Origin of the sequence: Acinetobacter portensis (assembly GCF_009372215.1) — a bacterium.
Classification (GTDB): Bacteria; Pseudomonadota; Gammaproteobacteria; order Pseudomonadales; family Moraxellaceae; genus Acinetobacter; species Acinetobacter portensis.
On the sequence record NZ_LWRV01000062.1, the window covers coordinates 1 to 26047 of the forward strand.

The window sequence follows — 26047 nt, forward strand, 5'->3', positions numbered from 1 at the left end:
ATACTTTTGGAAACACCACCCAGTATTGAACGACCTTATGATGTAGTAAATGTTAGAGATAAATTGTGGTTAATATATTAATAATTGGTTCGTGCGTAACAAGAGATGCTTTTACTCCAATTTTTATGAAAGATGATTTTAAAGTAACTAATTATTTTGCAAGGACATCACTTGCGAGATTAAACTTTCCTGTATTAGATATTTCTACGGATCAAATCAAATTAGAATCAAAATTTCAAAAAAATGTATTGAAGCATGCTATATCAGGTGACCTTCTAACTATTTTAAAACAGTCTGAATTTGATTACATTGTTTTAGATGTTGTAGATGATAGATTTGGTTTAATAAAATTAGATGATAATGATATTTTTGTTACTTTCTCTGATGAGTTAAAGAGGGCTAAATTTATTAAAAGTGAAATTAAATCTAAAATTTTGCCAAATACAGAAGAATACTTAACTGCTTGGGAGTGTGGCCTTAAGAAAGTAATTGAGCTAGTTGGTTCAGATCGATTGATAATGAATAATGTTCAATGGGCTTCATTTACAAATGAGGGTAATCCATTATCAACGCCAGAGCGAATCGCCTTTTGTACTGAAGTAGTTAATGGTTTATATAAGGTGGCTTCGAAGTATATACCAGCTCAAAATTTCATAAATTATGATGCTAAGCTTTTTGTAGGAAAACAAAATCATAAATGGGGAAAATCTCCATTTCATTATGTTGATCAAGTATATTTATATTTTATAGAAAGATTAAAAGCAATTTGTGATCTGAATAGTTAATTACTACGTAGTTTATGACCATAAATCTCAGCCCAAAGTACAGCATACTTTGGGCTTTCTTTTTCATTTTCCAATGAGGCAAAAAAAGACTGTAACAGGTCAAGTTTTTTCATTTGACTATTGACAGAAATCTTACTTTGAAACTTAGTTTTAAAATAATTTTTATTGATTTCACGACATTGATAATATTGTTCCTCTCTATCTTTAGCATGAAATACATGTAAAAAATAAAACGGTGAAAGTAAGCTTTCTAAATAAGGTTTTGCCAGTAATGCTCTTAAACCGGCACTCATGAGTGGAGCTAAGTACGGCTCATCAATTAAAAGATCCTGAGTATATTCGATCAATTTTTTATGTTGAAATAAGCGAAGCATAAAATCAAAGTCTTCATAACCATGACCTACATAAGCCTCATCAAAACCTGTTATATATTTAACTGACGCCATATCTGTTAAAACAATAGAAGAAGGGAAAGCCAAATGTTGAATCAGGTCACGACGGAAATCATAATAACCATTAGTAAATTCTGATGTGGACCATTTCCCAATTTTTTTACTGCCATTTTTGCTTAAATATAGACATGGAAACATGCCTAATTGGGAGGGATGATTTACAACCTGTTTATAAGCTTCATGAATGATGTCTAGATCTGGCCAAATATCAATATCTAGAAATAAAACAAATTCTGTTTTTACTGCCTCTAAGGCAGTATTTCTAAGTTTAGCAAGAGAGCTTGCATCTGCATTAACAAGACATAATTCAAAATTAGCATGTGGTGCAATTAAATTCTTAACCTTATTGACCCAATGACGAGGTTCACTGTTACAACCGAAAATAATTTTTATTTTTGAACCAGAAAAGATACGAACATAATTTTTGATGCGATTATAAATATCTCTTGTTCTACGGTGTAAATCAATAGGAATCACAATAGATAAATCTAAATTTAACAAGCTTATTTCTCAGCTATAAAGATAAGGATGATCAATATTGCAGATTTTAAGAATCTGTTTTAACCACTGATGTGCAGTATAATTTTGATGTATATGGTCATATGCATAATTCACCATGTCCTGCTGCTGAGCAGTATAGCCAGATTGCAATTGTTCGAATAGCACTTGTGCATGATCAGCTTGATCTAGCTCAATACACATGTCTTTAAAACGAGTTTTAATCGAGAGGCTCGGATTACTAATAGCCAGTCTACCACACGCCATAATTTCAATTAAGCGGCGAGAAAACATGGTGGGAGAATTTGTAATCGTGTTTACATTTAAAATTTGTTGATAATTTTTATATATATTATTAACTTGATTGTATTTAATAGGTGGGAAGTATTTTACGTCTCCATCCAGTTCGGGGAATTTATAATAATTTTCATTAGGGTGTCTATTATAGAGATCTAGACCATAGGGTGCTGAAGCTGTAAAAATACGATTTTGCCAAGCGGTACGTGCCTCATGCATATTGTGCTGATATGTTCCCATAAAAAGAGATCTTTTGAGAGGAGTATGAATTTTTCGACTATGAAGTTGAGGTTGAATAAAAAATGTCATACTTTGGCATTTTGCACTAGGGGCATCTTTTAAGTAGCGAGGAATACTTAACTCATCGGTGGTCAGAATAAAGTCAAATAGCTGAGCTGCTTCTATAAACTGATCATAATGATATGGATCTTCTTTGTTCCAGAAAATTGTAGGAATATTTTTATCTTTACACCAGGAAACTAATTTCTTTAAATCATTGAGATTTCTTTCAGAATGTAGCGGATAATTTGCTACTTTGTGGCGCCATTCATCATGGTTGCCACGCCATGAAGATTCGACCAGTAACAAATCAATCTGGTTGCTTTTTCGATACCAAATGGGTTTATTCTGAATTAATTCAATATCTTTTTCAAATTTTAGATTAGTATGTGTGAACTCATCCAATATAGTTAATATACGTAATTTCTTCATAAATACTAATAGTCTACCAAAATATAACAATGTATAACTTTATCTAATTGTGTATTCTACAGCTTGTTTCTAAATTTTTATGTTATAAATTTATTGTATGAGATATTTCGGTTCTAAAAAATTAAAAAAACTATTCTATTCTTATTTATGTAACTTTGAATTAGAAGAGGGTGCAATGGGCTGGGGGAGAAAGCCTAGTTTTTTTAGAGCACAAAATATATCTAGCAAATTTGATATTCCACTTTATTGTTTAGAAGATGGCTTTATACGTTCTCTAGGCTTAGGAAAAGATGGTTTCTTACCTTTATCTTTAGTAGTTGATACTCACGGTATTTATTTTGATGCCTTTCAAACATCTGATTTAGAGCAATTGATTCAAGCTCAAGAATCTCTAGAGTTTAATGAACGTGCTCGAGTGAATATTAATAAAATTAAAGCATTTAGCATTACAAAATATAATCAAAAATTTCTTCAAGTTGATGAGAACTTATTTCAATCAGGCAAAAATATTTTAGTAGTAGACCAAACTTTTGGCGATCAATCCATTAAATACTCGGGGGCGTCTCCTGAAAGTTTTAGAAAAATGCTTCAGCAGGCAATAAAAGATCACCCATCTTCAACAATCTGGGTAAAGATTCATCCTGATGTTATTGCAGGAAAATCACAAGGGCACTTTTTATCAAGTGATTTAACTCATTCTAATGTCAAAGTGCTAAAAGAAAATTATCACCCTTTTGATATTATTAACTTAATGCAGGAAGTCTATGTGGTAAGTTCTCAATTGGGCTTTGAGGCATTGATGTGTGGAAAAAAAGTGCATTGTTTTGGAGTGCCTTGGTATGCAGGCTGGGGCTTAACAAACGATCATTATGCATCACTTGATATTTTAGACGGCCGTAGGGGTATTAACCGATCTTTAGAACATCTTTTTGTATGTGCTTATTTAAAATATTCGCGCTATATTTCGCCGGTAATTCAAAAGCGTTGTGAACTGGAGGATATTCTAGAAGTTTTAATTCCTAATGTAGAGCTTCAAAAAAAACTTTCTAATTCAATTATTGCCTATGGATTTAGTCCATGGAAAAAACACTTCATTCGAGATTTCTTAAATTTTCCTAAAATAGAATTAAAATTTAAAAAATTTTTTAAACCTCAAAAATCAGACCATATATTGGCATGGGGGAAAAAGGCAAAATTATTAAAAGACCAAGGCTATAAAAATGTGATTACAGTTGAAGATGGTTTTATTCGCTCCATTGGATTGGGCGCTTCTCTTATTCGGCCATGTTCACTCGTGTTCGATGAGATTGGTATTTATTATGATGCAACCAAGCCGTCAAAAATAGAAAATTTATTACAGACAACCAAATTAACTGCTTCTCAATATACACGTGCCCAGAAACTACGTAATTCATTAGTTGAGCTTAATATATCAAAATATAATGTAGGTAAAGTTGATAAGTTGAGTCGACCCGAAACGGATAAAAAAGTTTTGCTGGTAATTGGTCAAGTTGAGGATGATATGTCGATTCAATTAGGTGGGGTTAGCATAAAAACCAATTTGGAGTTGATAAAAGAAGTTAGAGCAAATAACAGGGATGCTTATATTATTTACAAACCACATCCTGATGTTTATGCAGGACTGAGAACAGGTAAAATTGAAGAAGAATTAGTTTTAAAATTTGCAAATCAAATTGAATTATATTCTTCTATTTTAGAATGTTTTGAAATCTGTGAAGAAGTTCATACTATTACTTCGTTAAGTGGGTTTGAAGCACTATTAAGGGGTCTTAAAGTATATTGCTATGGTTTACCTTTTTATGCTGGATGGGGATTAACCAATGATAAATTTAATTGCTCTCGAAGAAACAAAAAATTAGATCTAGAAACTTTGGTATATGTCACTTTGGTTGATTATGCTGTGTATAATCTGTCATCTACCCAAAGCATGAATATTCCTTTGGTGGCGCCAGAACATGTGATTTCTTATATTCAGCAGCAAATAAATACTCCTGAGAAAAAATATTGGAAATCATGGAAAGATGTTGTTATTAAATTTAGAAATGTAAAAAATAGGTAAGATTCATTCGTGTCAAAACATGTCGATAAATTGTTATTATCTCATAAAGTCCTACTTTTGCAGGGACCAATGGGGGATTTTTTTTATCGTTTGTCGAAATGGTTAAATAGTAAAAATATTGAATGTTATAAAATTAACTTTAATGGTGGTGATCGTTTTTTTTATAAATCTGATAAAAATGTTTTTGATTATAAAGGACGTTTAGATGATTATTCAGTTTGGATAGAGACATTTTTGATAGAGCATGATATTGACTCTATCGTTTGCTTTGGTGATTGTAGAAAGTATCATAATTTTTCAAAAATAATCGCAAAAAAAAATAATATTAATTTTTTCGTTTTTGAAGAGGGGTATATTCGTCCAAATTACATTACGTTTGAGCAAGATGGGGTTAATTTTTTTTCTAATTTTCTAAATTACTATAATAATACCGATATTTCAGAAAAAGGTAATGATTTAGTTGCTGATATCAATGATGTAAAGAATAGTTATTCAAAAATGGTCATCAGTGCCATAATTTATTATATTTTCGGAGTTTTATTTTCTTTTCAATATTCTGGCTATCAGCATCACCGTAATATTAGACCAATAAAAGAATTAGGGTGTTGGATATTATCGGGTTTTAGGAGTATTCAGAATAAATTATTTGAAAAAAATAAATTTAATCGTTTCTTGCAGCAGTATTCTAAAAAGTACTTTATTTTTGCATTACAAGTACATAATGACTCTCAAATTATGATTCACAGTGATTTAAAAAGTGTAGAAAAATATATTGTATTAGTATTAGAGAGTTTTAGCCGTCATTCGGATCCTTCGAAGCATCTAGTACTGAAACATCATCCGATGGATCGTGGTTATCGAAATTATAGTAAATTAATTAATAAATATGCTAAGCAATTCAAAATTGAAGGAAGAGTTCATTATTTTTGTGATGTTCATTTCCCTACATTGCTCAAACACAGTTTAGGATTGGTAACAGTCAATAGTACAACAGGAATTCAAGCCCTTTATCATAATGTTCCTGTAAAAGTGCTTGGTCACGCTTTGTATAACCTGCCAAAACTTACGAATCAATACGCTTTATCCGAGTTTTGGAAAAATCCAGATGAAGTTGATACTAATTATTTTTCTTATTTCCGAAAAGAGCTCATCTCATATTCTCAATTGAATGGATCATTTTATGGTATTTCTCCTTGGCAGGAGGCTTATATTAAAAAGAATCTGAAAGTGATCGAAAAAAGTTAGAGAAAAATACAATGACTTAAAAATCTGTATTTTTAATTTTTTTAAATTTAGTATTTTTACTGGAAGGTATTACTGTATAAATCTCATAATAATTAAGGTTTTGCATGTTTTTGGCATGAATAAACTTAAGCTCTACGGTACTTGATGGTTGAAGTATTATAACGTTTTCAATAAGTCTAGAAATAATTTGGCAACTCATGTGTCTCAGCTGACTCTAAATAAAAAAGAGCCTCTTAATGAAGCTCTTGATGGTATTAAGAAAATCTTTGATCACTCCAGTAACACGGTACTACAATCAAATTGTTTTCATGTAACCGTGACCATAATCGAACACCTAAATCCTGCTGCATGGTCTGCAGTGTAAAATTGGAAATAAGCAGCGTCGACTTCATATTGTCATAACGGCTATATAAAACCTTATGTACCATCTCTAGGCGTTTCTCATGCCGGTCATGCAGGCCATATTCATCAATCACCAATAAATCAAAACTGGAAAAATGGTCGATTAATTCTTTTTCAGAGCGTGAAGCATCTGACCAGGTGTCCATCATTTTTTGTGCAATTTCTGCACTGGTGTAGTAGCGTGCAGATTTCGTGCAGTTATGCAAAATATTGCGAATGATTGATGCACCCAGATGGGTTTTTCCTGTACCCGGTGTGCCGATGAGCAGCAAATTCGGATGATGGTCGGAAATAATTTGTTGTGCAAAGGCCTGACATAGCTTGATGGCATTGTCTTGTGCAGGACATGCAATCACATAATTCTTAAAGCCACGGTCTAGGTAGCGTTTATTGAGTCCTGAATTTTTGATTTTCTGTTGTAGCAATCGCTGTTGCAGCTCATCTGCATAGGCTGCATGTGAGTGATGGACGGTTTCTTTCGCACACAATTTACAGAGCCTGTGACCGGCAATTTCCATTAGAGGTATATGATGGGTAGGGCAAAGTGTTTCTGTTGTTTCTGCGCGAAACTGGAGTGTTTTAAGCATAGTATTCATGATCATTCTCCTAAATCCATTTGGAATTTTCTAAAAAATCCTCATTTTTTTCTTCAAAATTTGAAGATGAAGATGAAGATGAAGATGAAGATGAAGATGAAGGGCATGGTTCAAGCATGACTTGAGTAATACTCGGGCTCTTCTCAAGAGCTGCTTGAGCATTTACTTTTCGTTGCTTGGTTGATGCTTGAGCATTACTTGCGGATTTCCTCCAACGTGCTTGAGCTGCATTTTTAGCTTTATCAGATTTCATTTGCTGATTTTGCAATGCCTGGCTTTTTAAACTGGTTAAAAAATTTGAGTGAATCTGCTCAGATTCGATTTCAAACAATTCCAGGGCCATCAGTGTATTCAAAAAAGTTTTAGCCTTGGTCTGCTGTGGTAATTTCGTGATGCTGCAGACCGTTGCTAGATCATTGGGAATAGCCCCATTTTTCCAGAAATCCATCATTAACAGCAGTGCTGCACCAATTTGTTCTGCGGTCATTCGTGCAAATTTCGCTTGCAAGTCGCCAATATAGAGTGGCATCCAAATTGAAATATCTTTATGCATATTTTCACCTTTTTATAGGTATAGAGGGGCTAAGGTCATCAATTAGATGACCTTGTATATTTGTTTGATCAGGGAACTAGGCTCATTAACCGGAAACGGGCCTGTTGAGCCAAGTCATCGTAATGAGCTTGCCCTTCATCCAGCATTCGCTGTAGCCAGAGTCTTAATGCTTGGTGATCATCGAAGCATTTATTGATTTCCAGCAAAAAGGCCAGATTGTGCAGTTTGGGAATGTGTAACTCTTGAATGAGTTCACGCGCGACCATATCTGCTTCTGGGCTAACGACTACGCCACCAAAGAAAGCTTTACTGTTCATGGGCAAGCTCCTCTGTATTTAGTCTCTCCAGCATGGCTTCAAAAGCACTACCATCGCGACGTGTAACATTCGGAATGTAGCGGCTATAGACTCGAAACAGCATTTCAGTGGTTGAATGTCCCAGCTGGCGTGCGATCCATTCCGGGTTCTCGCCTGCCGACAACCAGAGTGTTGCTGCGGTATGACGTGTTTGATAAGCACGACGGGGCTTTAGCCCTAAAAAGCGTAGCAGGGGATGCCAGATACGCTTGTTTACCAAGCGATAATCGAGAGGCCCACCATCACGATTGCAGAAAACAAAACTGGATTTACCATTATTTAAGTTTTTCTGTTGCAGAAAGGCCTGATAAACCCGATCACTCATTTGGATGGTGCGGTCAGAACCATAGGTTTTGGTTCCACCCAGCTCCCCATTCACCAAGGCTTCACGAATATGGATTTCCCGACGTTGCAAGTCCACATTTTTCCATTGCAGCCCATCGATCTCACTGGTGCGCATACCTGTGAAAAACCGAACAGTGTAATAAGGCTTAAAATCATCACGAACTGTGGCTAAAATTGCATGCACTTCCTTTAATGAAAAAGGCGTAACTTCAATTTTTCCTTGCTTTAAGTTCTTGATATTCTTATAAGGGCTGTCAAAATCATATCGTTCGGCAGCACTATCGAGTATCATACGAAGTGCTATCATAATCTGGTTGATTCTTGATGGTGAAAGGCATTCTTGGTTTTTCCCGTGAGTCACTTTGGCGAGGGATGAACGGAATCCAAGAATGTCTGACTTTTTGATATTAATAACCGGAATTGTGCCAAAGAAAGGGATTAAGTACTTTTTGATCACAATTTGAATTTTTCCCTTGTAGCTTGTACGCCATTCTATTTCTTTATCAGTGAACCAGATTTCACAGAACTTAGAAAATAGAGGTGTTTTTGAGCTGATTTCATTTACTCTGTTTTCTGCATTTTTGATTTCTTTCAAACGAGAACTTTTTGGAAAGTATTTAGTATAGTCAAAAATACCCAATAAGATTTCTGCCTCCATTCGTTCAATCGCTTTTTCAAGCTTTTTTCGATTTTGAGCATTGTCTTCAAGAGCCGTTGTTTCACGGCAACGGATGTTTAAGTATCGAAAATCGACACATAACTTACCGTATCTAGTACGAATAGCAGCCATAATTATGTTCTCCTTACTGAAGTTGTAGGCTGTGTAGTGAGCCTAAAGCGGTTTTAGTCATATCTTCTTCAATACGCTCCCATACATATAAAATTTTGCGACCACCAAAAGGGCGAATGTAATGAATGCCTTCGATTAAAACGCTATCCTTTAACTGATTACGGATAGTACGTTCGTTATAATGGATTCGTTCAGCCAATTCTTTTGTAGTAATATAAGTAAGATTCATATTTGTATCCTTTTATGAAGTATCACAATGATGTTATTTAAGACCATAATGCGATAATAAATGCATTTAATACATCATGCAAGTACTTTATTACACAATGGTGGTAATTAATGATAGTTTGTAACTTGCCAGTTCTTTTGGCAGAACGAAGAATGAAAGTAGCAGATGTTGCTAGAGAGACAGGGATGAGTAAGACCACACTACATAAGTTATATAATGGTCAATCAACTCGAATAGATTTTGAAACCATAGAAAAGTTATGCGTATTACTGAATGTTGAAGTGGGGGATTTATTAAAAATTAAGCAAAATGATGAACAAGATTTTTAAGAAAAATGAAGTCTGAGTTATAATTATATAAGTTAAATATTTGTTTTATTTAATATTTTTTGGTGACCAAATTTGGTCACCTTGGGAATATATGAAGTTAAAAATACTAAAATAGAGAAAAAGAAGGGAGTTCAGTTTTCTTGAAGTCTACTATCCTGATTATTGATAATGAAACTAATAAAATAAATATCAAAATAATGAATCTATAGATCTATATATGATGGGCTAGGGCACGTTTTGGCCACTTTTGGTCACGCAGCCAACTTATGAAAACATTTATCTATAATATTTAGTACTTTTATAAAGCTAGAAATTTTAATTTTTATGAGAAAATAATCTTAAAAATCAACAAGAAAAAAGCCCCCATCTTTCGATGAGGGCTTTTTAAATCTGGAGCGGGAAAGGAGACTCGAACTCCCGACCCCAACCTTGGCAAGGTTATGCTCTACCAACTGAGCTATTCCCGCGGAGTCTATAAAGTTTTTTAAATAAAAAACTAAATGAAAAAAATTTGAGCGGGAAAGGAGACTCGAACTCCCGACCCCAACCTTGGCAAGGTTATGCTCTACCAACTGAGCTATTCCCGCATGCCGTGTATAATACAGTAAGCAAAAATAGGGTCAACATTTTTATTCAAAAACTTTAATCGTTTGCATAAATAAAAGCCATTTTTATGTATAGCATGATGGATATGGGTAAAAAACATGCAGAGATTGGTTGTGTAGCCACATGGAACAGAATCATTATTATAATTTTTATTGAAAATGTCAGAACACGTTATACTCAATATGAAGATGGTTTAAATATATAAAGGTTAAATATGAGCTTGGAACAACAACTCAATGAGCGTTTACAAACTTTAGCACCCAGCTATTTGGATATTGTGAATGAGTCTTCAGGGCATGGTGGGTATTTCCCTGGCAAAGAATCGCACTTTAAAGTTGTTATTGTGAGTGAGTGTTTTACAGGTTTGCGTTTAGTTCAGCGCCATCAAAAAGTATATGCAGTTGTGGGTGAGCTTTTGGGTGCAGGAAATATTCATGCTTTGGCCATTCATGCATTTATTGCTGAAGAGTGGAAAAACCAAGATACATCTAGTCCGGAATGTGCGCATGCACCTAAAACATCATAAGAGGAATTTCTAGATGAACCCTACTGTTATAAGCACAATTCATGTTGTGGGTATTGCATTGCTTTTTATGGTCATTGTTGCTCGTTCAACGACTTTATTTAAAGGTACGCAAGGGAATCAGCCGAATCCATCTTTTAGAAAGTTATTTGTTGCCATTCAACATACATCTTTAACACTTGTTGTGATTACAGGCATAACTTTATTAGCAATGAATAATTTCCAAGTTGAAACTTGGTTTTATGCAAAAGTGGTTTTGTTCTTGGTTATGCTTTCGTCTTTAATGAAAGCTTATAAAAAAGATGACGCGATTTTATTGATTCAGCGTAAAGCAGGTTGGGGCATTGCTTTGGTTGCTTTTATTTCAATTTATGGATTAGTTTTGCTGAAACCTGTCTTTGGGTAATTGTTAGACACTTTCTTCTTGGTCAAAATGCATGTAGGTTAAACTACATGCATGAAATAAAAATAAATGGGGGAAGTGGATATGCTAACCAGAGTGATTTTTAACCAAAAAGGTGGTGTCGGAAAATCGAGTATTACCGTTAATTTAGCGGCAATTAGCGCACATCATGGCTTTAACACGCTTGTTATCGATTTAGACCCTCAAGCCAATTCTAGTCAGTACTTATTAGGTGATGATGCAACATATTCAACAGATAAGCCTGCTTTAGAGCCCAATATAGAAAATTATTTTGATGAGATTTTGGGTGCAAATCAAACGAAGGGTTTAATTGGAAATACCTTAAACAATCTTTTAAAAAATAGATCTAAGGGGCTAGAGGCTTTTGTACATCAATCGCCTTTTAAAAATTTAGATGTGATTCCTGCAAGCCCTAGTTTAGGCGCGTTAGCACATGCATTAGAGTCGAAACATAAAATTTATAAACTCAGAGATGCCTTGCAACAATTAGAAGGGCATTATGATCGAGTGTTTATAGATACACCGCCTGCATTTAACTTTTTTACTTTATCTGCCTTAATTGCAGCAGATCGGGTGCTTATTCCTTTTGACTGTGATGTATTTTCAAAACGCGCATTGCAAACGCTTATTGAAAATATTTTGGAAACACAAGATGATCATAATGATCAGTTGGCTATAGAAGGTATTGTAGTCAATCAATATCAACATCAAGCAAAACTACCACGTGAAGTGGTTCAGCAATTAAAAGATGAAGGTTTACCTGTGTTGGCAAGTATGTTGCCACCATCTGTCATAATGAAAGAATCTCATCATAAAAATCTACCACTTATCCATTTAGCGGCAGAACATAAATTGACGCAGGCCTATAAATTATTGTTCAATGAGCTAGAACAACATTTGAGATAATAATATGAAAGTACTCCCACTTATTTTACTTGCAACTAGTACTGTTTTTTTAGGTGCATGTGCAACGACCACTAAGCCGACTTATGTTTCACCAACTCAGTTTCAAGCGTTAAACTGTCAACAACTTCAAGCGGAATATAATCGAATTCAACAACATTTAGACAATGGCGTACAACCTGAAAAACGTACAGGTATGGGTGTTGGTGTTGGTTTAGGCGGTGGTTGGGGGCGTGGTGGTTGGGGTTTTGGTCCGAGCATTTCGGTTAATATGGGACAATCTTCAAATACCAAAAAGACTGAAATTTCTAAATTATTGGGTCAGCAAGAGGCAATTGTTCAGTCTGCTCAATTTAAGGCTTGCCCAATTATTGTAAGAAATAAAGCGACTTCTTAATTGAAATTTCACTCTGTTATTCGGTTTTAGATAAATAACAGAGTGAAACTATTAGCAAATGTTTCATACATAAAATAAATAAAAACAAATGTTTAAAATAATTTTAACTTAAAATGACCTCATTAGTTTTCATTTTGAAAAAGTCAATATCTTGTTATTTTTCATAACTTTCGTTTAATGTGTGCACCTAACTTTTGGTGTAAATGTGTTTAAATGATAGAAAATTGGCTTTTTGCTTTAGCAGTAATTGCTGTTTTGATGATCCCTGGACCGACCAATGCATTGTTGGCGAGTTCGGCACATCAGCAGGGTATTGCAAAAACAAGCCTCTTTATTCCAACACAATTGTTGGGCTATTTTTACGCAATTAGTTTGTGGGCGTTGTTCATTCATTTATGCTCTCCAACATGGCCACATCTCATCACAATTCTGCATTTATTTAGTGCGGCATATGTTTTGTGGTTAGCATTTCGTTTATGGAGGCTTTCATACTTAGAACAGCATAATCAGCGCCATACCTCTATTCGTCCCCGCCAATTGTTTTTTGCGACTTTAAAAAATCCGAAAGCTTTGTTATTTGCAGCAGGAATTTTTCCAGTAGAAACTTGGGATAATGCGACCAACTGTATTTTGGTGTATGCCGTATTTTGTTTGGTTTTAGTGCCAACAGCTATGTTTTGGATGTCTTTTGGTCGTGCAATTTTATCGGGACATTTAAATAAAATAAAAGCCGATCAATTTTACAAAGGATCGGCTCTATTACTCATTGTATGCATGTTGCCTGTTGTGGCACGATTTTTTTAATCAGATTTTGACTTAAAAAACTTCTGTTTTGCAAAACCAATAATGCCAGGTAATACACTAATAATAATAATACCGAAAATAAGATGCGTGAAATTATCTTTAACAATTGGCATATTGCCAAATAAGTAACCTAAAACAATAAAAGATGAAATCCAACAGAAACCACCAATCACGTTATAGCTTAAAAAGTATTTGTAATTCATGTGACTTGCGCCTGCAACAAATGGCGCAAAAGTACGAGCAAATGGAATAAAACGGGCGAAAATAATGGTTTTACCACCATGCTTCTCGAAGAAGTTTTGGGTTTTAACTAAATGTTGCTTATTAATAAACCGAGATTCAATTTCAAAAACACGTGGCCCAATATATTTACCAATGTGGTAATTCAATGTATCGCCAAGTACAGCGGCTAAAAATAATAAAGCAATAAGTACCCATGGGTTCATAGCCCCTGTAGATGCTGCAAGCGCACCTGCTGCAAATAATAAGCTATCACCGGGTAAAAATGGCATAACCACTAAGCCTGTTTCAACAAAGATAATCAGAAACAAAATAGCGTAAATCCAGACCCCATAATTGGTAATGAATTCGAGTAAGTGATCATCTACATGCAATATAAAATCAATGAGTTCCATTAGGGCTAGACACTTAAAAATGTAGTCAAATCCTAGCAGTCCATGTCGTGAAAGTCAGTATTAAAAAATAATTATTTTTAATCGTATTTGTTCTAAATATAAAACGATGGGTGTTAATTTTGCGTATTTATTCCACAAATTTTGAACGTTAGAATGGGCGCATCTTCAGAAATGATCCAATAATAGGTTTTAAAATGTTTAATCCAAATGTTGTTGTTAAAAATATTGTGAATCAAAATCAAATGAATGCGATTGTAAGTTTGTTAGCACGTCTTTTAATTGCGTATATTTTTATTGTTGCAGGCTTTGGTAAAATTACAGGCTACGCTGCAACTGCTGGTTATATGGAAGCAATGGGCGTTCCTGCTGCATTATTGCCCCTTACGATTTTAGTTGAATTTGGTGGTGGTTTGGCGTTGCTCTTTGGTTTTCAAGCACGTTTTACAGCTTTGGGTTTAGGTGTGTTTAGCTTAATTACCGCATTTCTTTTTCATGGTGGTGCAGACGATGCAATTAACTTAATGAAAAACTTATCTATGGCGGGCGGTTTATTCTTTCTTATGTTACATGGTGCAGGAAAAATCAGTTTAGATCATTTGATTGAAAAATAATGCTTTGAATAGATCGAACAAAAAAGGCTTCTATTAAGGAAGCCTTTTTTACTTTACAAAACATCAGCTTTAACATGAGTCATTATTTGCTTAAATATTAAGCTTAATGATTAAGTGGATAATGAATATGAAAAAAGTAGCATTGTTTGTTGTATTGGCTAGCTCAATGGTTGCAACGGTAAGTGCATGGGCAGGCAAAGATGATCACGTGATTATTCAGGAAGCTGCAAAGAATCATGTTCAAATCATTAAAGCTCAAAAGTTAGCAGATGAAACTGCGGTGACTTTAACTGGCACAATTACGAAAAAAATAACTGAAGAAAGCTTTGAACTTAAAGATTCAACCGCTTCAATTTTATTAGATGTTGATGATGATCTTTCTCGTGCAATAAATTTAAAAGTGGGCGATCAAGTGAAAGTGATTGGCGAAGTAGATACGCATCGTCACAGAGCAACAGATATTGAAGTTGTTCATATCGAAAAAATGACACATTAATTTTTATTATATCGTTGGTGTTTTTTAAGCATATAAGTTTGAAAAATACCTTTTTATTTAGCTTGTCCGAATAGTGTGCGTAGTTGCTTTAAAAATGTTAGAATGTCGCGCTTATATTCGTTGCCTGCATAGTTGTTTGCCATGACTACCAATACCCAAATTACTGAAGATCGTATCCTTATCTTGGATTTCGGTTCTCAATATAGTCAGCTTATTGCACGTCGTGTACGTGAAGCTGGTGTTTATTCAGAAATGTACGCATTTGATATGTCTGAAGAAGACATTCGTGCATTTAACCCAAACGGGATCATTCTTTCAGGTGGTCCAGAAAGTGTTTATGAAGCTGGTAGTCCACGTGCCCCTGAAGTTGTGTTCAACTTAGGTGTGCCTGTTCTTGGTATCTGCTATGGCCTACAAACAATGTCACAACAACTTGGCGGTAAAGTAGAGCCGGGTGATGTGCATGAATTTGGTTATGCAGAAGTCGATATCCAAGTACGTGACAAATTGATTGGCGATCTTGAAGATAGCGCTAATCAATTGAAAGTGTGGATGAGCCACGGTGACAAAGTAACTGCAATTCCAGAAGGTTTCCAAGTTACTGCAAGCACACCAAGCTGCCCATTTGCAATGGTATCTGATGAAGCTCGTCGTTTCTATGGTATCCAGTTCCATCCAGAAGTAACTCACACGGCTAAAGGTGCTGAATTACTTTCTAACTTTGTTCACGGTATTTGTGGTTGCCGTAACTTATGGAACTCTGAAAATATTATCGATTTACGTGTTGAACAACTTCGCGCGCAAATTGGTGATCAAAAAGTATTATTAGGTCTTTCAGGTGGTGTAGATTCATCTGTTGTGGCTGCATTACTTCACCGCGCAATTGGCGATCAATTGACTTGCGTATTCGTAGATAACGGTTTACTTCGTTTGAACGAAGGCGAGCAAGTAATGGAAATGTTCGCGAAAAATATGGGTATCCGTGTAATTCGTGCCGATGCGGAAGAGCGTTTCTTAACTGCGCTTAAAGGCGAAGTTGATCCTGAGAAAAAACGTAAAATCATTGGTCGTGAGTTCATTGAAGTATTCGCTGAAGAAGCGCGTAAGCTTGATGGCGTAAACTTCCTTGCGCAAGGTACGATTTACCCAGACGTAATCGAATCTGCTGCAACTAAGAACGGTAAAGCACATGTGATTAAATCACACCACAACGTGGGTGGTTTACCTGAAGATTTAGCATTCGAATTGGTTGAGCCAATCCGTGATTTGTTCAAAGACGAAGTTCGTCGTTTAGGTACAACTTTAGGTCTTCCGTTTGAAATGCTTTACCGTCATCCATTCCCAGGTCCGGGTTTAGGTGTTCGTATTCTTGGTGAAGTGAAAAAAGAATATGCTGACATTTTACGTTTAGCAGATGCTATTTTCATGGAAGAGCTTCGTGCAAGCGGTTGGTATGACAAAACTGCTCAAGCATTTGCTGTATTCCAACCTGTAAAATCTGTTGGTGTTGTTGGCGATGGTCGTCGTTATGCATGGGTGATTGCACTTCGTGCGGTTGAAACAGTTGACTTTATGACAGCTCGTTTTGCTCATCTTCCATATGACCTTGTAGACAAAATCTCTACTCGTATCATGAACGAAATTGCTGACGTTTCTCGTGTTGTGTATGACGTATCGTCTAAACCACCAGCGACTATCGAGTGGGAATAATTTCCTAACGGAAATGATTCATTAAAAAAGGACGCTTAGGCGTCCTTTTTTATGCCTATAATATTGAAATAGAGAAAATAATTTTTTACAGGGAACTTATGTCTTTTTTTTCAATTCGTACGAACGATCAGGATTCAATTAAAAAAATTTTGGATCATGAAACTCAAATTATTATTCCTGGAATTACATGGCTATTTGATAAAGTTGCAAAAGATGATTTTGTTTTTCTTGTACTCAGTGGAGAAGATGGTAGAAAACGAGAAACTTATTCAAATGGTTTAAAAGCCATTGCTAAAATTACAGATAAGAGAGTTGATGAATATAAAGATGAAAATAAAACAAAAATAAAATCATATTCTATTCACTTGAATATCATTAGTTTTTTACCAGAAGTTATTACAAAAAAAGACTTTTATTTATATCCTGACTTATTAGATTGCCCGAGTATTGGCCCTGAAACAAAAAATTCACCGAACCAAGCATTAGGACAAGTTGAAGCAGGTCTTAGTGTTTTACAGGCCATTCATGACTTATATCCAGCTTTTTTACCTGATGAATTATTGGATTTGATTCCTCAAGATTCAGTCCTTAATAAGGCCGAATTAAAAGATACACACAAAAGCCCTTTGATCACTACATCGCAAATATTAGACCGAGATATTTTGGTTGGTGAATTTGTAAAGTGGTTTAATCAAGAGGAAAATTATAAAAAATCATATGGTGGGTTAGCTCATGAAAAAGTCATCTTAAGTTGGGATGAAATCTTCTTTGATAAAAAACTCTTTGATATTGATATCAAAAATATAGAAGAATCGAAAAATGAAATAAAAATTTTAAAAAAGCAGATAGATGAAAGTAATATAGAGTGGAATTCTTTTAATGAATGCACCAGTAGGGGAGCACCTAGAGCAGTTTTAGGTGATAATAATTATTTAAAATTTTTAGATGAATTTGATTTCTCTCAATTCATTATTTGTGAGCAATATACTTTAGAATATGTGCTGAAAAAGGGCTGTTTTCTGGATATTGCAACTTTACAAAAATATTTGATTCAGCTTAATGATAAGAAAAATATCATTTTGCAAGGCCCGCCAGGAACCGGAAAAACGTGGCTAGCACAGCAGTTGGCCAAAGTCATGGTCGAATATCCGAATGCAGAGAATATTCAAAATGTGCAGTTCCATCCAAACTATGCTTATGAAGATTTAATTCGTGGCTGGCGTCCGCGTTCAGATGGAAAATTGGAATTGATTGATGGTCCATTCCTTCAAATGATTGAGGTAGCGAAGAAAAATCCTGAGCAAAAATACGTATTTATTTTCGATGAGATTAACCGTGGTGATCCATCCGTCATTTTTGGTGAAATGCTAACTTTACTAGAAAACAGTAAACGCAGTGAGCAATATGCGATGAGTCTGACTTATCGTAAATATGATTTAGAGAAAATCTATATACCTGAGAATCTTTATATTATCGGTACGATGAATACTGCAGATAAATCACTTAACCATATGGATTTTGCATTTAGACGTCGTTTTAGTTTCTTTAACTTAAAGCCAATGCTGAATGAGTCATGGGTAACATGGCTACAAGAACAATTTGATATAGACCTTGCTGTTACGGAAAAAATCCGTAACTTTGTTGAGGGCTTGAATCAACAGATTGAGAAAAAAAATGGTGCTTCTTATATGCTGGGTCATAGTTTCTTTGTGCCGACGCATAAGTTAGGAGATACCGCTGAACAAATCTTGTGGATGCAAAATGTCGTTGAAAATGAAATAAAACCATTGTTGGCCGAATATTGGTATGACGAATTAGAGCAACTCGAAAAAATTAATTTTTAATATGGGTTGCACCAGCAATGTCTAAAATTATTCCTATTCAGAATTTATGGTTTTTATTGTTATATGCATCTGAGTATGTACATGAACATGCAACCAATAAATTCGATACAGCACAAGCTGATGGCTTGGAAAATCTGATAGGTATCGTACTTGTAGAGCATTTAGATGATTATATACAGCAACACCTACGTAAACAGCTACGTTCTAAGCAGGCAGAATTAAGTGTCGTAAAGGGCAAAATTAATCATTATCAAACTGCAATTAGACAGTCTTTATCGAAAGGACGCGTTTTCTGTTCGTATAATGAGACGACTTATAACACAGCTCGCCATGCATATATGCTGAGTGCTGTAGAGCTGGTTTTGAATTTTCAAGTTGAGAAGGAAATACGAAGGAAATTATCTAAAATTCAGTTTGAACTGAAAAGTTATGGCGTGGTTGCGAGCCGTGTGTATCGTGTAGAACAAGATCATTTTTCAAGCTTTGAGCATGTTTGTAAGAAAGCCATTTATTTATCCAAACTGATTCATGACATGTATATCATGACAACGCAACTCGGTGAGCATGTGCAGCCTGAATTAATGTTGAGTGATGAAAAACTCAGAAAGGTATTTGAAAAAGGTGTTGCAGGCTTCTTCAAGCTCAATTTGGATAGAATAATATATCGAGTCGTGTCAGGTAAAGGTTCAAAAATCGATTTAGATCTAAAACATCCAATCAATGGGGTTGAACATTATTTCCCAAATATGGCTCTGGATATGATGATTCGAAGCAAACAAAAGCTATTGGTTATCGATACTAAATTTTCCGACATGCTGAAGAGTCAGTATCGAGATACATCACGAATTAAAAGTGATTATATTCGGCAAATTTATACCTATGTCATGAGCTATAAGTTGAAAGAACCTGAAACTCAATGTTCAGGCATGCTTCTGTATCCAGCAATTGATGAAAACTATTCTATGTCGATTGAAATGTTGTCAGTACCACTTCATTTTTATACGGTGGATTTAAGTCAAAAAATACCAGAAATCCACCAACAATTAATTGAAATGGTGAATCACATTTTTAGCCTTGAATCACCTTCAAAATCTGCTCTCCAATCCGTTGAATCAATGGCATAGTGACAGAGTTACCCGCTTGCATATATAAAGCACTATTCGCCATTTTTTCAGGGAAAACCATTTTGTCTACAGGGTAACCCTGAAAAGCAAAGCACTCTTTCGGGGTAAGTTTACGAATTCCATAGTCATCAACAAGTAAAGGTACGTTATGCCCACCTGCACCCATATTTGCAGTTAAAGTCGGGCAAACATTACTTTTGTTTTCACGTACGTAAACACGACGCCATTGATAGAGAGTATCACGTGAAACCATACTTTCTTTAAGTATTGGATAGTACATGTGCTCAGGCTTGTAATAATATTTTTGATCAACCTGTTCTTTTTCTAAAAAGTTATGAATTGTTTTTGTAAGTGGAATTTCATTAGGAAAATCAAATTCAGCATGATTTGGAACTTTAGCTTCATGAAATGCCACAATAAAGATACGTTCACGATTTTGCGGGACATTAGCATGTAGCATGCTGTTTAATACTTTGTAGTAAACAGCATAGCCTAGATTTTTCAGTGTATTTTTAATGACTTCAAAAGTGTTTCCTTTATCATGAGAAACTAAATTTTTTACATTTTCTAAAAAAATCACTTTAGGTTGATGTTTTTCAGCAATTTCTGCAATATCAAAAAATAACGTACCACGCGTTTCTTGAAAGCCTTTTTGATTGCCTGCAATAGAAAAAGCTTGGCATGGAAAACCCCCACACAAAATGTCAAACGTCTGAGGAATTTTTTGCTTAGTTTCCTCTAAAGTAATGTCACCTTCAGGATATTCACCATAATTTTGAAAATATGTTTCTTGAGCATGTTTATTCCACTCACTTGTGAAAACGCAATGCCCATTGATATTTTGTAATGCCATGCGGAAACCGCCAACTCCAGCAAATAAGTCAATAAAAGTAAAGTTAGATTGCAGGTTGTGAGGAAATGGAGGGCAAGACAAGGTTTGTGGCATTAAAAGCTCTATACTATAGTTGTGACTATGTGGGATATTCTAAGATAATTTAGAAATATTAACAGCTATTTGATATGAGAAAACATTACATTCCACAAATATAAAACTAAAGAAACTTAAGGCAATATCATAAGTAATAAAGTCATTCTATGGATAAGAGTGACTTTCATGGTGTACCCATAAAAATAACGTTCTATTAAAAGAATATTGTAGACATTGAACTTCAACACACTCGAGATAATAAGACCAAATGACTCTTAGCGTATTTGATTTATTTAAAATTGGAATTGGCCCATCAAGCTCCCATACCGTTGGTCCCATGCGAGCAGCGTACCAATACATCAATGCTTTGAAACAGCAACAATTGCTGAGTAAAGTACATCGCATCAAAATTACATTATACGGTTCACTATCTGCTACAGGCGTTGGTCATGCAACAGATCAGGCAACCTTACTTGGTCTAATGGGTTTTAGCCCTGAAACCATAGATACGAATAAGAACGCTGAATACTTTAATGAAATCGAACAACAGCAAGCTTTGAATATTGATAGAAGACATAAAATTAAATTTTGCTCAAAAACAGATTTAATATTCTCGAACGAATCTCTACCGTACCATCCAAATGCAATGAGCATAGAATCTTTTGATTTGAGTGGGAAAGTCATCTATGAAAATACTTATTATTCGGTAGGTGGTGGATTTATTTTAGATCATCAAGAAACGTCACAACCTGTTTCGACAAAAGTAACTGCCGATGTTCCATTTCCTTTTCAAAACACGGCAGAGTTATTGGCACATTGCGATGCGCAGAACTGTAGTATTAGCCAAATCATGATAGAAAATGAAAAAAAATGGCTAAATGAACAGCAGATTCGTGAAAAAATCCTTTCTATTTGGGCGGTCATGCAGGAATGTATTCAAAATGGTTTGACCAATGAAGGTGTGCTCCCTGGTGGCTTGGCAGTGAAGCGACGTGCTAAAAAGCTTCATGCAATGCTACAGAATCATACGCGTAAAGAGCTAATCTTTTCATCTTTCCAAGCAATGGAATGGGTGAATTTATATGCCTTAGCGGTAAATGAAGAAAATGCCGCAGGTGGACGTGTTGTTACAGCACCAACCAATGGCGCATCAGGCATTATTCCTGCTGTACTTTATTATTATTTAAAAAATGACCCTTCCATTAACGATGATTTAATCGTTCGATTTTTCCTTGCAGCCGCAGCGATTGGAATTTTATGTAAGTTAAATGCTTCTATTTCGGGTGCTGAAGTTGGTTGCCAAGGCGAAGTTGGATCTGCTTGTGCAATGGCTTCGGCAGGGTTGGCTGAGATGTTTGGTGGTACGCCTCAGCAGGTAGAAAATGCTGCTGAAATTGGACTAGAACATAACTTAGGATTAACGTGTGATCCTATTGGTGGATTGGTACAAATTCCATGTATTGAACGTAATGCTATTGCTGCTGTTAAAGCAATTAACGCGGCACAAATGGCTTTACGTGGTGATGGTGAGCATTTTGTATCTTTAGATAAAGTTATACAGACCATGAAAGAAACAGGGAAGGATATGTCTGAAAAATACAAAGAAACATCTAAAGGTGGTTTAGCAGTCAATGCAATTGAATGTTAGGTCATCTGAGTTGTTTATTAACTCGCTTTCATCACTAAATTACGACCTGCCGATTTTGCGGAATACAAAGCAATATCGGCTTGTTTAATCGCATCATCTAGAGTATTTTTATGGTAATCAACGATTGTTACCCCAACAGATACAGTAAAATAAACAGGACCATGCCCATGAACAATAATAGGTGTATGTTCAATTTTTTGACGTAGTCTCTCCGCGATTAAAAAAGCATTACTTTCTTTCGTATTTGGTAACAAAGCAATAAATTCCTCACCTCCATATCTAGCGAATAAATCACCTTTGCGTAAAACAGTTTTGCACACATCAGAAATTTTTTTCAGTACGCCATCACCAACATCATGCCCATAGTTGTCATTAATAGATTTAAAATGATCAACATCAAATATGAGCAATGAAATGGGCTTTTCAGTAATTGAATTTTCTTCAATTGCATTTTTGGCTCTGCGTTCAAAATATCGACGATTATCTATGCCGGTGAGCATATCTGTATGCGCCATTATTTCTAAAATCTGACGATTAAAACTATCTAATTTATGATGTAAAAAAATACTTCTAGATTTATATGTAGAGCCCCAGCTCATGACTAAGCTAAAAATTAAAACAGGTATATAACTCAATAAGTAAAGAATAAATTGTCCTACAACGCCATCAACAATATGGTAAACACCAACGAAACTTACAATAGTAATGAGAAAAGAAGTAATGAGAGCAGGCATAAAGCGAACTTGAATACATAAGTTTGCTAAAACAATAAAAACCAAAGAAGAATAAATATAAATGGGTACATTGGGGCTTGCCGATAGGTTAACTAAGTAAAACCAAAGTGCAGAAGCACCAATAATTGAGCAAGGTAGAATTAAATCAAAAACTTCAACTTTCCTATAATATTTATACAGATATAAAGTTGTTACAGATGCAAATAAGGTATAAATAGACTTATATAAAACAGCAGTCAAACCAACGTCAGAAATAACAAACCAATCTGCAATGCTATATAAGGCATAAGCAAATTGTCCAATTAAATTGATATGTAATAGATATTTAAGCTTTAGATCTTTTTGGTATTCTAAATATTCATGATGATATTGTTGTGGGATGCGAGCTAACATTGTTTTCAATGCTTTTCGTATAATTAAGCGAGACTCTTGCTCATATTCTTGATACATCACAGTAATACGCCCCAGAAAAAATATAAAAAAGATGCATGAAATTGCAAATAAAAATTGATTAAAATATGTTCATTATCTATTTGTATATTAATTGTAAATATAAAAAAATGAAATAAATAAAGACTATATAAAACAATAAATGTAAGTTTTTGTAAAAAAAATAAGCAAATAGTGATCTAAATCTTGGTTGTGTAGCGTAATGTGTTAATTATATTAGTTTTATAAAGTAAGGAATTTCAATGATATGAGTGATATTCTGAATAGTTGTTAAAAACTATCCTATTCATGGAACTCTGAGTATTAAGATAAAGGTGGGCGTATTAGAAATTAAAGACTACTATTTAAATGTACCGTGTAGCCACTTTATTTAAAAATAGCCATTAAGATTCAGGGTAAACTCATGACAAATACAAACTATACAGAACTTTCAAAGTCAGATGATTGTGAAACGATCATTAATCAGTTTATTCAAGATATCCCGCTTCGAAATGCTGAAATTGGTCGCGGTACAATTATAAAACGTGCCTTGCCAAGTCGCCATAAAAGAATGATTGGTGCTTGGTGTTTTCTAGATCATGCAGGTCCTGTTAGTTTTCCAAAAGGTGATGGCTTAGATGTTGGACCACATCCACACATTGGTTTGCAAACATTTACTTGGATGATTGAAGGCACAATGCTGCATAATGATAGCGTTGGTTCTGAGCAATTAATTCGACCTAAACAAGTCAATTTAATGACGGCAGGCTATGGTATTTCTCATACTGAAGTTGCACCAGATAGCGAAACAAAAATGCATGCAGCACAGCTTTGGATTGCATTGCCTGATGCCAAAATAAATATGGCACCACGTTTTGATCATTATCCAGAATTGCCTGTGGTTGAAAAAGATGGTGTTGAATTTACTGTTCTGGTTGGTGAGTTCTTAAATGCAAAATCACCTGTTGCAGTACATACAGAACTTCTGGGTGTAGACTTAGCAGTAAAAGAAATGGCAACAACGCGCTTAAAGCTTAATCCTAAATTTGAATATGGATTTATGGCATTAGAAGGCACAGCAACAATTAATGGACATGAATTAACCCAAGATAATATGGTTGTTTTAGAGCCTGGTGTGATTGAAATTGATGTTCAAATTCACAGCGATTCTCGAGTTCTATTGTTGGGTGGTGAGCCATTTGAATCTCCAATATTACTGTGGTGGAACTTTGTTGGTCGTACACAAGAAGAACTACAGCATGCACGTGAACAATGGATTAATAATGATGCGCGTTTTGGCACAATTCCAAATTACCAAGGACCTCGTTTAGAAGCCCCAACATTCCCAGATCGAATGCACCCATCAAAATAAAACAAGGATATGATTATGGCAGTTATTGCAAATGCAAAAGTACAAACATTACAAGCACCATGGTCGGGTGAGGTAACAAGTGGTAAACATCAACTTATTACCGATAAGCCAGAATCTTTTGGTGGGCAAGATAAAGGGTTAGCACCTTATGATTTAGTTTGTGCAGGATTAATTTCTTGCACCATGATCACTCTGCGTATGTATGCTCAGCATAAAGGAATTGAATTGGGTGAATTCACTGTAGAGGCGGACTTTAAAGCCAATAAAGAAGGTGAAGAGTGGATGGAGCGTCGTCTATATTTTGTAGATTCATTAAGTGAAGAGTTACAGAAAAAAATTTTAGATATTTGCTCAAAAACGCCTGTAACTAAAACGTTATTACGAAGTTTAAAAATAAATACGGTATTGGTATAAAACTAAAAGGAAATATTTCTAAAACAAGAGATGTTTCCTTTTTATGCCTAAACAAATGAAACAAAAATAAAAAAGAGATCAATTATGTTAACACTCCATCATTTAGAACAATCACGTTCCTTTCGTATTCTTTGGGCTTTAGAGGAATTGGGGCTTGAGTACGATGTCAGACTGTATAAGCGATTGCCAACATTTGCTGCACCGCCAGAATTAAGAAAAGTTCATCCCTTGGGTAAGTCGCCTATTTTAAGTAATGAAGATGAAGTGATTGCAGAATCTGCGGTGATTTTAGAATATTTACAAGAAAATTATGATTTAGAACAAAATTTTAAACCAAATACAAAATCAGATTTAAACCAATATCGATATTGGATGCATTATGCCGAAGGTTCGCTTATGCCATATTTGGTGATGACTTTGGTGCTTACAAATGTGCCTAAACATGTACCATGGCTAATTAAACCTATTGCTAAGAAAATTACAGGTGGAATTAAGACAGGATTTACCCAACCACGTGTGAAGGAACATATTCAGTTTTTAGAAAATTATTTAGCGAAAAATGAATTTTTTGCAGGTGATTTTTCTTTTGCTGATATTCATATGTCATTTCCACTGATGGCAATACAAGATCGTATCGGTGGGAAATATCCAAATATTAATGCTTATTTAGAAAAAGTGAAGCTTAGACCTGCATATAATCGGGCTAAAATTCGCGAGCAAAATTTATCTAAACTATAGAATTTAAAGAATAAAAAAGGGTGGTGTTTCAAAAAGTAT

28 protein-coding genes and 2 tRNA genes are annotated in these 26047 nt (G+C 34.9%); 18 read left to right on the top strand and 12 right to left on the bottom strand.

The window, feature by feature from the left end; genetic code table 11:
* The first annotated feature begins 65 nt into the window (after positions 1-65).
* Positions 66-785: a DUF6270 domain-containing protein gene (locus A6M14_RS06770; RefSeq protein ID WP_152874220.1), complete on the top strand. Its 720-nt coding sequence runs from the start codon at positions 66-68 to the stop codon at positions 783-785.
* Here A6M14_RS06770 and A6M14_RS06775 read toward each other — a convergent pair.
* Together A6M14_RS06775 and A6M14_RS06780 are read right to left on the bottom strand one after the other, a co-directional pair.
* Positions 782-1738 (bottom strand): hypothetical protein, encoded by a 957-nt coding sequence (locus A6M14_RS06775; protein ID WP_152874221.1) that lies wholly within the window; start codon positions 1736-1738, stop codon positions 782-784. The genes A6M14_RS06770 and A6M14_RS06775 overlap by 4 nt on opposite strands.
* Positions 1739-1747: 9 nt before the next feature.
* Entirely contained in the window at positions 1748-2743 is a 996-nt protein-coding gene (locus A6M14_RS06780) for a glycosyltransferase (protein WP_152874222.1), read from the bottom strand.
* A 97-nt stretch (positions 2744-2840) separates the two neighbouring features.
* On the opposite strand from A6M14_RS06780, the gene A6M14_RS06785 reads away from it, so the two are divergent.
* Positions 2841-4823, top strand: coding sequence for a capsular polysaccharide biosynthesis protein (locus A6M14_RS06785; protein WP_152874223.1), 1983 nt, complete (start codon positions 2841-2843; stop codon positions 4821-4823).
* A 9-nt stretch (positions 4824-4832) separates the two neighbouring features.
* Positions 4833-6068 carry a capsular biosynthesis protein gene (locus tag A6M14_RS06790; RefSeq protein WP_188110871.1) on the top strand — a complete coding sequence of 412 codons (1236 nt, stop codon included), beginning with the start codon at positions 4833-4835 and terminating at the stop codon, positions 6066-6068.
* Between the two features lie 254 nt (positions 6069-6322).
* On the opposite strand, the gene A6M14_RS06795 is transcribed toward A6M14_RS06790, so the two are convergent.
* From A6M14_RS06795 to A6M14_RS06815, 5 genes are all read right to left on the bottom strand, one after another.
* Positions 6323-7066: an ATP-binding protein gene (locus A6M14_RS06795; protein WP_152874224.1), complete on the bottom strand. Its 744-nt coding sequence runs from the start codon at positions 7064-7066 to the stop codon at positions 6323-6325.
* A gap of 10 nt (positions 7067-7076) precedes the next feature.
* The gene (locus tag A6M14_RS06800) at positions 7077-7619 is read right to left on the bottom strand and encodes a DUF1376 domain-containing protein (RefSeq protein ID WP_152874225.1); all 543 of its coding nucleotides are present in this window, start codon (positions 7617-7619) and stop codon (positions 7077-7079) included.
* Positions 7620-7687: 68 nt separating this feature from the next.
* Positions 7688-7936: a hypothetical protein gene (locus A6M14_RS06805; RefSeq protein ID WP_152874226.1), complete on the bottom strand. Its 249-nt coding sequence runs from the start codon at positions 7934-7936 to the stop codon at positions 7688-7690.
* On the bottom strand, positions 7926-9110 hold the full coding sequence (locus tag A6M14_RS06810) for an Arm DNA-binding domain-containing protein (protein ID WP_152874227.1): 1185 nt from the start codon (positions 9108-9110) through the stop codon (positions 7926-7928). Before A6M14_RS06810 ends, A6M14_RS06805 begins: the two co-directional genes overlap by 11 nt.
* A 13-nt stretch (positions 9111-9123) precedes the next feature.
* Positions 9124-9339 carry a hypothetical protein gene (locus A6M14_RS06815; RefSeq protein ID WP_152874228.1) on the bottom strand — a complete coding sequence of 72 codons (216 nt, stop codon included), beginning with the start codon at positions 9337-9339 and terminating at the stop codon, positions 9124-9126.
* A gap of 110 nt (positions 9340-9449) precedes the next feature.
* Here A6M14_RS06815 and A6M14_RS06820 point away from each other — a divergent pair, with 110 nt between their 5' ends.
* Positions 9450-9668, top strand: coding sequence for a helix-turn-helix domain-containing protein (locus tag A6M14_RS06820; protein WP_004668076.1), 219 nt, complete (start codon positions 9450-9452; stop codon positions 9666-9668).
* Between the two features lie 391 nt (positions 9669-10059).
* Here the strand turns inward: A6M14_RS06820 and A6M14_RS06825 are convergent.
* Together A6M14_RS06825 and A6M14_RS06830 are read right to left on the bottom strand one after the other, a co-directional pair.
* Positions 10060-10135, bottom strand: a tRNA-Gly gene (locus tag A6M14_RS06825).
* Between the two features lie 47 nt (positions 10136-10182).
* Positions 10183-10255, bottom strand: a tRNA-Gly gene (locus A6M14_RS06830).
* Between the two features lie 233 nt (positions 10256-10488).
* Between A6M14_RS06830 and A6M14_RS06835 the strand changes: the two genes are divergently transcribed.
* From A6M14_RS06835 to A6M14_RS06855, 5 genes are all read left to right on the top strand, one after another.
* Entirely contained in the window at positions 10489-10800 is a 312-nt protein-coding gene (locus tag A6M14_RS06835) for a BolA family protein (protein ID WP_152874229.1), read from the top strand.
* 13 nt (positions 10801-10813) lie between these two features.
* A complete protein-coding gene (locus A6M14_RS06840; RefSeq protein WP_152874230.1) occupies positions 10814-11203 on the top strand; it encodes a SirB2 family protein in 390 nt (129 codons plus the stop codon).
* An 81-nt stretch (positions 11204-11284) separates the two neighbouring features.
* The gene (locus A6M14_RS06845) at positions 11285-12127 is read left to right on the top strand and encodes a ParA family protein (protein WP_152874231.1); all 843 of its coding nucleotides are present in this window, start codon (positions 11285-11287) and stop codon (positions 12125-12127) included.
* Positions 12128-12131: 4 nt separating this feature from the next.
* Entirely contained in the window at positions 12132-12521 is a 390-nt protein-coding gene (locus A6M14_RS06850) for a hypothetical protein (RefSeq protein ID WP_152874232.1), read from the top strand.
* 213 nt (positions 12522-12734) lie between these two features.
* Positions 12735-13325 (top strand): LysE family translocator, encoded by a 591-nt coding sequence (locus A6M14_RS06855; protein WP_152874233.1) that lies wholly within the window; start codon positions 12735-12737, stop codon positions 13323-13325.
* Here the strand turns inward: A6M14_RS06855 and A6M14_RS06860 are convergent.
* Positions 13322-13960, bottom strand: coding sequence for a DedA family protein (locus A6M14_RS06860; protein WP_152874234.1), 639 nt, complete (start codon positions 13958-13960; stop codon positions 13322-13324). The genes A6M14_RS06855 and A6M14_RS06860 overlap by 4 nt on opposite strands.
* Before the next feature lie 194 nt (positions 13961-14154).
* On the opposite strand from A6M14_RS06860, the gene A6M14_RS06865 reads away from it, so the two are divergent.
* From A6M14_RS06865 to A6M14_RS06885, 5 genes are all read left to right on the top strand, one after another.
* Positions 14155-14571, top strand: a complete 417-nt coding sequence (locus A6M14_RS06865; protein ID WP_152874235.1) for a DoxX family protein — start codon at positions 14155-14157, stop codon at positions 14569-14571.
* A gap of 127 nt (positions 14572-14698) precedes the next feature.
* Positions 14699-15067, top strand: a complete 369-nt coding sequence (locus A6M14_RS06870; RefSeq protein WP_152874236.1) for a NirD/YgiW/YdeI family stress tolerance protein — start codon at positions 14699-14701, stop codon at positions 15065-15067.
* Between the two features lie 141 nt (positions 15068-15208).
* A complete protein-coding gene (gene guaA / locus A6M14_RS06875) occupies positions 15209-16777 on the top strand; it encodes a glutamine-hydrolyzing GMP synthase (RefSeq protein ID WP_152874237.1) in 1569 nt (522 codons plus the stop codon).
* 98 nt (positions 16778-16875) lie between these two features.
* Positions 16876-18621 (top strand): McrB family protein, encoded by a 1746-nt coding sequence (locus A6M14_RS06880; protein ID WP_152874238.1) that lies wholly within the window; start codon positions 16876-16878, stop codon positions 18619-18621.
* Positions 18622-18638: 17 nt separating this feature from the next.
* Complete coding sequence (locus A6M14_RS06885; protein ID WP_152874239.1) at positions 18639-19745, top strand: 5-methylcytosine restriction system specificity protein McrC; 1107 nt, start codon at positions 18639-18641, stop codon at positions 19743-19745.
* Here the strand turns inward: A6M14_RS06885 and A6M14_RS06890 are convergent.
* The gene (locus A6M14_RS06890) at positions 19690-20691 is read right to left on the bottom strand and encodes a DNA cytosine methyltransferase (protein ID WP_152874240.1); all 1002 of its coding nucleotides are present in this window, start codon (positions 20689-20691) and stop codon (positions 19690-19692) included. The two genes, A6M14_RS06885 and A6M14_RS06890, sit on opposite strands and share 56 nt — an antisense overlap.
* A gap of 250 nt (positions 20692-20941) precedes the next feature.
* Between A6M14_RS06890 and A6M14_RS06895 the strand changes: the two genes are divergently transcribed.
* Positions 20942-22321 carry an L-serine ammonia-lyase gene (locus A6M14_RS06895; RefSeq protein WP_152874241.1) on the top strand — a complete coding sequence of 460 codons (1380 nt, stop codon included), beginning with the start codon at positions 20942-20944 and terminating at the stop codon, positions 22319-22321.
* 17 nt (positions 22322-22338) lie between these two features.
* Here the strand turns inward: A6M14_RS06895 and A6M14_RS06900 are convergent, their stop codons facing one another.
* A complete protein-coding gene (locus tag A6M14_RS06900; RefSeq protein ID WP_163122009.1) occupies positions 22339-23448 on the bottom strand; it encodes a GGDEF domain-containing protein in 1110 nt (369 codons plus the stop codon).
* Positions 23449-23908: 460 nt separating this feature from the next.
* On the opposite strand from A6M14_RS06900, the gene A6M14_RS06905 reads away from it, so the two are divergent.
* The 3 genes from A6M14_RS06905 to A6M14_RS06915 all read left to right on the top strand — a co-directional run bounded on the left by A6M14_RS06905 (position 23909) and on the right by A6M14_RS06915 (position 26008).
* Positions 23909-24856 carry a pirin family protein gene (locus tag A6M14_RS06905; protein WP_152874243.1) on the top strand — a complete coding sequence of 316 codons (948 nt, stop codon included), beginning with the start codon at positions 23909-23911 and terminating at the stop codon, positions 24854-24856.
* A gap of 15 nt (positions 24857-24871) precedes the next feature.
* The gene (locus A6M14_RS06910; RefSeq protein WP_152874244.1) at positions 24872-25270 is read left to right on the top strand and encodes an OsmC family protein; all 399 of its coding nucleotides are present in this window, start codon (positions 24872-24874) and stop codon (positions 25268-25270) included.
* An 84-nt stretch (positions 25271-25354) separates the two neighbouring features.
* Positions 25355-26008, top strand: a complete 654-nt coding sequence (locus A6M14_RS06915; protein WP_152874245.1) for a glutathione S-transferase family protein — start codon at positions 25355-25357, stop codon at positions 26006-26008.
* The last annotated feature ends 39 nt before the right edge of the window (positions 26009-26047 follow it).

What these genes read in the sequence shown, in the direction of transcription:
- A6M14_RS06780 (WP_152874222.1), bottom strand. Translation starts at nt 2,743, where the DNA reads ATGAAGAAATTACGTATATTAACTATATTGGATGAGTTCACACATACT.
- A6M14_RS06785 (WP_152874223.1), top strand. Translation starts at nt 2,841, where the DNA reads ATGAGATATTTCGGTTCTAAAAAATTAAAAAAACTATTCTATTCTTAT.
- A6M14_RS06795 (WP_152874224.1), bottom strand. Translation starts at nt 7,066, where the DNA reads ATGAATACTATGCTTAAAACACTCCAGTTTCGCGCAGAAACAACAGAA.
- A6M14_RS06800 (WP_152874225.1), bottom strand. Translation starts at nt 7,619, where the DNA reads ATGCATAAAGATATTTCAATTTGGATGCCACTCTATATTGGCGACTTG.
- A6M14_RS06805 (WP_152874226.1), bottom strand. Translation starts at nt 7,936, where the DNA reads ATGAACAGTAAAGCTTTCTTTGGTGGCGTAGTCGTTAGCCCAGAAGCA.
- A6M14_RS06810 (WP_152874227.1), bottom strand. Translation starts at nt 9,110, where the DNA reads ATGGCTGCTATTCGTACTAGATACGGTAAGTTATGTGTCGATTTTCGA.
- A6M14_RS06815 (WP_152874228.1), bottom strand. Translation starts at nt 9,339, where the DNA reads ATGAATCTTACTTATATTACTACAAAAGAATTGGCTGAACGAATCCAT.
- A6M14_RS06820 (WP_004668076.1), top strand. Translation starts at nt 9,450, where the DNA reads ATGATAGTTTGTAACTTGCCAGTTCTTTTGGCAGAACGAAGAATGAAA.
- A6M14_RS06835 (WP_152874229.1), top strand. Translation starts at nt 10,489, where the DNA reads ATGAGCTTGGAACAACAACTCAATGAGCGTTTACAAACTTTAGCACCC.
- A6M14_RS06840 (WP_152874230.1), top strand. Translation starts at nt 10,814, where the DNA reads ATGAACCCTACTGTTATAAGCACAATTCATGTTGTGGGTATTGCATTG.
- A6M14_RS06845 (WP_152874231.1), top strand. Translation starts at nt 11,285, where the DNA reads ATGCTAACCAGAGTGATTTTTAACCAAAAAGGTGGTGTCGGAAAATCG.
- A6M14_RS06850 (WP_152874232.1), top strand. Translation starts at nt 12,132, where the DNA reads ATGAAAGTACTCCCACTTATTTTACTTGCAACTAGTACTGTTTTTTTA.
- A6M14_RS06855 (WP_152874233.1), top strand. Translation starts at nt 12,735, where the DNA reads ATGATAGAAAATTGGCTTTTTGCTTTAGCAGTAATTGCTGTTTTGATG.
- A6M14_RS06860 (WP_152874234.1), bottom strand. Translation starts at nt 13,960, where the DNA reads ATGGAACTCATTGATTTTATATTGCATGTAGATGATCACTTACTCGAA.
- A6M14_RS06865 (WP_152874235.1), top strand. Translation starts at nt 14,155, where the DNA reads ATGTTTAATCCAAATGTTGTTGTTAAAAATATTGTGAATCAAAATCAA.
- A6M14_RS06870 (WP_152874236.1), top strand. Translation starts at nt 14,699, where the DNA reads ATGAAAAAAGTAGCATTGTTTGTTGTATTGGCTAGCTCAATGGTTGCA.
- guaA (WP_152874237.1), top strand. Translation starts at nt 15,209, where the DNA reads ATGACTACCAATACCCAAATTACTGAAGATCGTATCCTTATCTTGGAT.
- A6M14_RS06880 (WP_152874238.1), top strand. Translation starts at nt 16,876, where the DNA reads ATGTCTTTTTTTTCAATTCGTACGAACGATCAGGATTCAATTAAAAAA.
- A6M14_RS06885 (WP_152874239.1), top strand. Translation starts at nt 18,639, where the DNA reads ATGTCTAAAATTATTCCTATTCAGAATTTATGGTTTTTATTGTTATAT.
- A6M14_RS06890 (WP_152874240.1), bottom strand. Translation starts at nt 20,691, where the DNA reads ATGCCACAAACCTTGTCTTGCCCTCCATTTCCTCACAACCTGCAATCT.
- A6M14_RS06895 (WP_152874241.1), top strand. Translation starts at nt 20,942, where the DNA reads ATGACTCTTAGCGTATTTGATTTATTTAAAATTGGAATTGGCCCATCA.
- A6M14_RS06900 (WP_163122009.1), bottom strand. Translation starts at nt 23,448, where the DNA reads ATGTTAGCTCGCATCCCACAACAATATCATCATGAATATTTAGAATAC.
- A6M14_RS06905 (WP_152874243.1), top strand. Translation starts at nt 23,909, where the DNA reads ATGACAAATACAAACTATACAGAACTTTCAAAGTCAGATGATTGTGAA.
- A6M14_RS06910 (WP_152874244.1), top strand. Translation starts at nt 24,872, where the DNA reads ATGGCAGTTATTGCAAATGCAAAAGTACAAACATTACAAGCACCATGG.
- A6M14_RS06915 (WP_152874245.1), top strand. Translation starts at nt 25,355, where the DNA reads ATGTTAACACTCCATCATTTAGAACAATCACGTTCCTTTCGTATTCTT.